The sequence below is a fragment of the Methylobacterium sp. WL116 genome (genome assembly GCF_008039455.1).
Taxonomy (GTDB): Bacteria; Pseudomonadota; Alphaproteobacteria; order Rhizobiales; family Beijerinckiaceae; genus Methylobacterium.
This window is the reverse complement of record NZ_VRUV01000467.1, coordinates 1-3,605: the sequence shown is the minus strand read 5'-3', so window position 1 is coordinate 3,605 and position 3,605 is coordinate 1. Positions and strand designations below refer to the sequence as shown.

Here is a 3,605-nt window from a genome sequence, read left to right as displayed (position 1 = left end):
GGCTCGCGGGTCGGCAGGCCCGCCCGCATCGGAAAATCGGTCTGCGGCAGGTAGAGGGTCTTCGAATAGTCGCGGCCCGCCAGAACGCGGTGGTGACGACGCGGCCTTGCGGCCAGATGATCGTCGCGGCGGTGTCGCGAGGCGCCAACGCGTCGGCCACGTGGTGGGCGGCGGTGCAGCAATCGGCGTGGACGTGAGGCGTGTCCGGCGAGGGATCGCCGGCGGCGGCAGCGCCCGACAGGCACAGGGCATGGACGTCTCCGGCCATCGGAGCCGGCATCAGGCCGCTGAGGAAGCCCTGCAGGACGAACGCGTAGAGCGCGATCACGGCGGTGATCGCGCGCAGAGGTCTCGTCCTGTGGCTCCCGGGCGTCATGCCGACCCTGTCCGGCGACCGCGTCGCGTCTTCCGATTCCTTGGCACGGCTGGGCCGATTCCGCTGTGGCACGGAGGACGCACGCACCCGTGATGTGCGGGCACGCACCGGCACGCCACAATAAAGCCCGGTCGCCATGGAGTCTTAACCGTACCCGGACACCTTGGGCCCAGGGGAAACGGCGGCACAGCGCCCGCTCCACTTCGCCCATCCATGGACCAGAGCCACCACGATGCTCATTCAGGCTACCACCCGCGCGACCCTGAGCCTCGCGCTCCTCGGAACCGTCGCCCTCGTCGCCCCGGCTTCGGCGCGCGAGCAGGCCGGCGCCGGCTATGCCCAGGCCGAGTGGGCGCAGGACTACGCCTCGCCCGCCGCGATGCAGGTCCAGCGCTCGTCGACGCCGATCCTGTCGCCGCAGACGGTGGCGGCCACCGAGCAGATGGTCGAGCGCTACAAGGAGATCGTCTCCCGCGGCGGCTGGAAGCCGGTCTCCGGTGCCGACCGCCTGCGCATCGGCGCCCGCGGCGCGGTGGTCGGGGCCGTGCGCCAGCGCCTGATCGTGACCGGCGACATCGACCCGGTGGCCGGCAATTCCGGCGTGTACGATTCCTACGTCGCCGCCGGCGTGAAGCGCTTCCAGGCCCGCCACGGCCTGAGCCAGACCGGCACGATGAGCATGGCGACGCAGCAGGCCATGAACGTGCCGGCCGACATCCGCCTGCGCCAGCTCGAGATCAACGCGGTGCGCCTGCGCTCCTACTCGGGCAACCTCGGGCAGCGCTTCGTCATCACCAACATCCCGGCCGCCCTGGTTCAGACGGTCGAGAACGGTCAGGTCGTGACGCTGCACGCCGCCGGCGTCGGCAAGATCGACCGCCAGTCGCCGATCATGAACACCAAGGCGACGCAGATCAACTTCAACCCCTTCTGGACGGTCCCGGCTTCCATCGTGAAGAAGGACCTCATCCCCAAGATGCAGAAGGATCCGAACTACCTCACCGACAACAAGATCCGCATCTTCTCCGGCGAGGCCGAGATCCAGCCGAGCCAGGTCAACTGGAACTCGGACGAGGGCACGCGCTACCGCTACCGCCAGGACTCGGGCGCCGACTTCAACTCGATGGGCATCGTGCGCATCAACATCCCGAACCCGTACGGCGTGTTCATGCACGACACGAACACCAAGGGCGTGTTCGGCGACGACTTCCGCTTCATCTCCTCAGGATGCGTCCGCGTTCAGAACGTGCGCGAGTACATCACCTGGCTGTTGAAGGACACGCCCGGCTGGGGCCGCGAGCAGGTCGAGCAGGCGATCGAGAGCGGCAAGCGCGTCGACGCCACGCTGTCCTCGCCGGTGCCGGTCTACTGGACCTACATCACCGCCTGGGCGACGCCGGACGGCCTCGTGCAGTTCCGCGACGACATCTACAAGCGCGACGGCGTGAACGTGCCCTCGACGATCGGCGCGCCGACGCCGGTCGCCAGCGCCGAATCGACCGCTCCGCAGAGCTTCGAGCCGGGCGACGAGGAGAACTAGCCCCGACGCTTCGGGCGCCGGCAAGACCCGCGGACGAGCCCCCAAAACATGACCGACGCGCGGCCCGTATCCCACCGGATGCGGGCCGTTCTCGTTTGCCACGTAGGTCGCTGATTCTGAGAGCCTGGACGCAGAGACAAAAATTCGGGACGCACAGCCATCGCGGGCAGGCCCACGCTCACTCTAGGACTTTCATCAGGCGCTACGTCCGCATGATGAGTGAGAAGACGTCGAATGCAGCATACGGCATCGATTCCGGCCTGGGTCGCCCGTCGCGGCTGGAGCCGGAGAAACCGGGTCTGGGTCCGCCTGTGGCTCGATCGCAAGCCCAAGGGCAACCGCTCGGCCGCCGAGCCGACCGAACCTCAGGTCGCGAGCGCGACGATCCTGCCGTTCACGCGCGAGCAGAATCGAACCGAGCCGACCCCGCGTCGGCAGCGGGCGCAAGACAGGTGACGCCGGCGGCCCCGCGTCGGCGACACGGCGCGGGTGCGGACGGACGGGTGCCCGCCGTCGCGGCGACCGGCTAAGGTCCACCGAACTCGGCGGCCCGAAGGTCCAAGGCGATTTCCTCCAGCAAGGCGATACGAGCCGACGCGGTCTGCGCGTCGCGCGAGGCGGCGGCCGGCCCCGACGGCGAACGCGGGACGCGGCCCGACAGGCGGCGCCTCGTCGGCATCGCGCTGATGTGCGGAACGCTGGCGTTCTTCGCCTGCCTCGACGCATCGGCGAAGGTGCTGGCCCGTTCCGGCGTCGACCCGCTGCTCACCACCTTCATGCGCTACGGCGTGAGCGTGGCGCTGATCTCGGTGTTCCTCAACCCGGTGACGACCCCGGCCGTCATGCGCAGCCGCCGCCTCGGCCTGCAGGTGGTGCGCTCGCTGTTGCTGTTCGGATCGACGGCGCTGAACTTCTTCGCGCTCCGCCACCTGCAGCTCGCCGAGACCCTGTCGATCCAGTTCGCGGCACCGCTCACCGTCGCGCTGCTCGCCGGCCCGCTGCTCGGCGAATGGTCGTCGCCCAGGCGCATGGCGGCGATTGCGGTCGGCTTCCTCGGCGTGCTGGTGATCGTGCGGCCCGGCCTCGGCCAGGTTCACCCGGCGGTCCTGCTCAGCCTCGGCAACATGCTCTGCTATGCGCTCTACATCCTCGCGACGCGCAAGCTCGCTGCGCATGATTCGACCGCGACGACGATGGTCTATTCCGGCTTGGCCGGCCTCGGGCTGATGACGCCGCTGCTGCCGTGGATCTGGACCAGCCCGGCCTCCCTCACGGTGTGGGCGCTGCTGGTCGGCATCGGCCTGTTCGGGACGATGGGGCACTGGCTGCTGATTCTGGCGCATGCGCGGGCGCCGACCAACGTGCTCGCGCCGTTCCTGTACACGCAGCTGCTCTGGTCGCTGACGCTCGGCTACCTGCTGTTCGGCGACGTTCCGAACCGCTGGACCGTGCTCGGCGCGGCGGTCATCGTCGGCTCGGGCCTCTACCTGCTCGCCCACGACGCGATGGCGCAACGAAAAGGGTCGGCCACCCGAGGGTGACCGGCCCGTTCTAAGACGACGCTGTGTCGGGCTTAGCGGCCCATGCGCTCGCGACGCTCCATCCGCTCCTCGCGGCGGTCCTCGCGATCGCGGCGATCCGCCTCCGGATCGACGCCGAGGACGCCGCCCACGGTGCCGGTGGCCGCAC

Annotated in this window: 3 protein-coding genes and 1 pseudogene; 3 read left to right on the top strand and 1 reads right to left on the bottom strand. The window is 69.5% G+C overall.

Annotated elements, in window-relative coordinates:
- The coding region (locus FV223_RS22850; protein ID WP_147729138.1) for a hypothetical protein at nucleotides 1-376 on the bottom strand (376 nt) is incomplete at its 3' end.
- A 232-nt stretch (nucleotides 377-608) separates the two neighbouring features.
- On the opposite strand from FV223_RS22850, the gene FV223_RS22845 reads away from it, so the two are divergent.
- The 3 genes and pseudogenes from FV223_RS22845 to FV223_RS22835 form a co-directional block, all read left to right on the top strand.
- Nucleotides 609-1,916 (top strand): L,D-transpeptidase family protein, encoded by a 1,308-nt coding sequence (locus tag FV223_RS22845; protein ID WP_147729137.1) that lies wholly within the window; start codon nucleotides 609-611, stop codon nucleotides 1,914-1,916.
- Between the two features lie 234 nt (nucleotides 1,917-2,150).
- Complete coding sequence (locus tag FV223_RS22840) at nucleotides 2,151-2,372, top strand: hypothetical protein (RefSeq protein WP_147729136.1); 222 nt, start codon at nucleotides 2,151-2,153, stop codon at nucleotides 2,370-2,372.
- Between the two features lie 200 nt (nucleotides 2,373-2,572).
- A pseudogene (locus FV223_RS22835) lies at nucleotides 2,573-3,457 on the top strand (DMT family transporter); the annotation flags it as partial.
- Nucleotides 3,458-3,605: the final 148 nt, after the last annotated feature.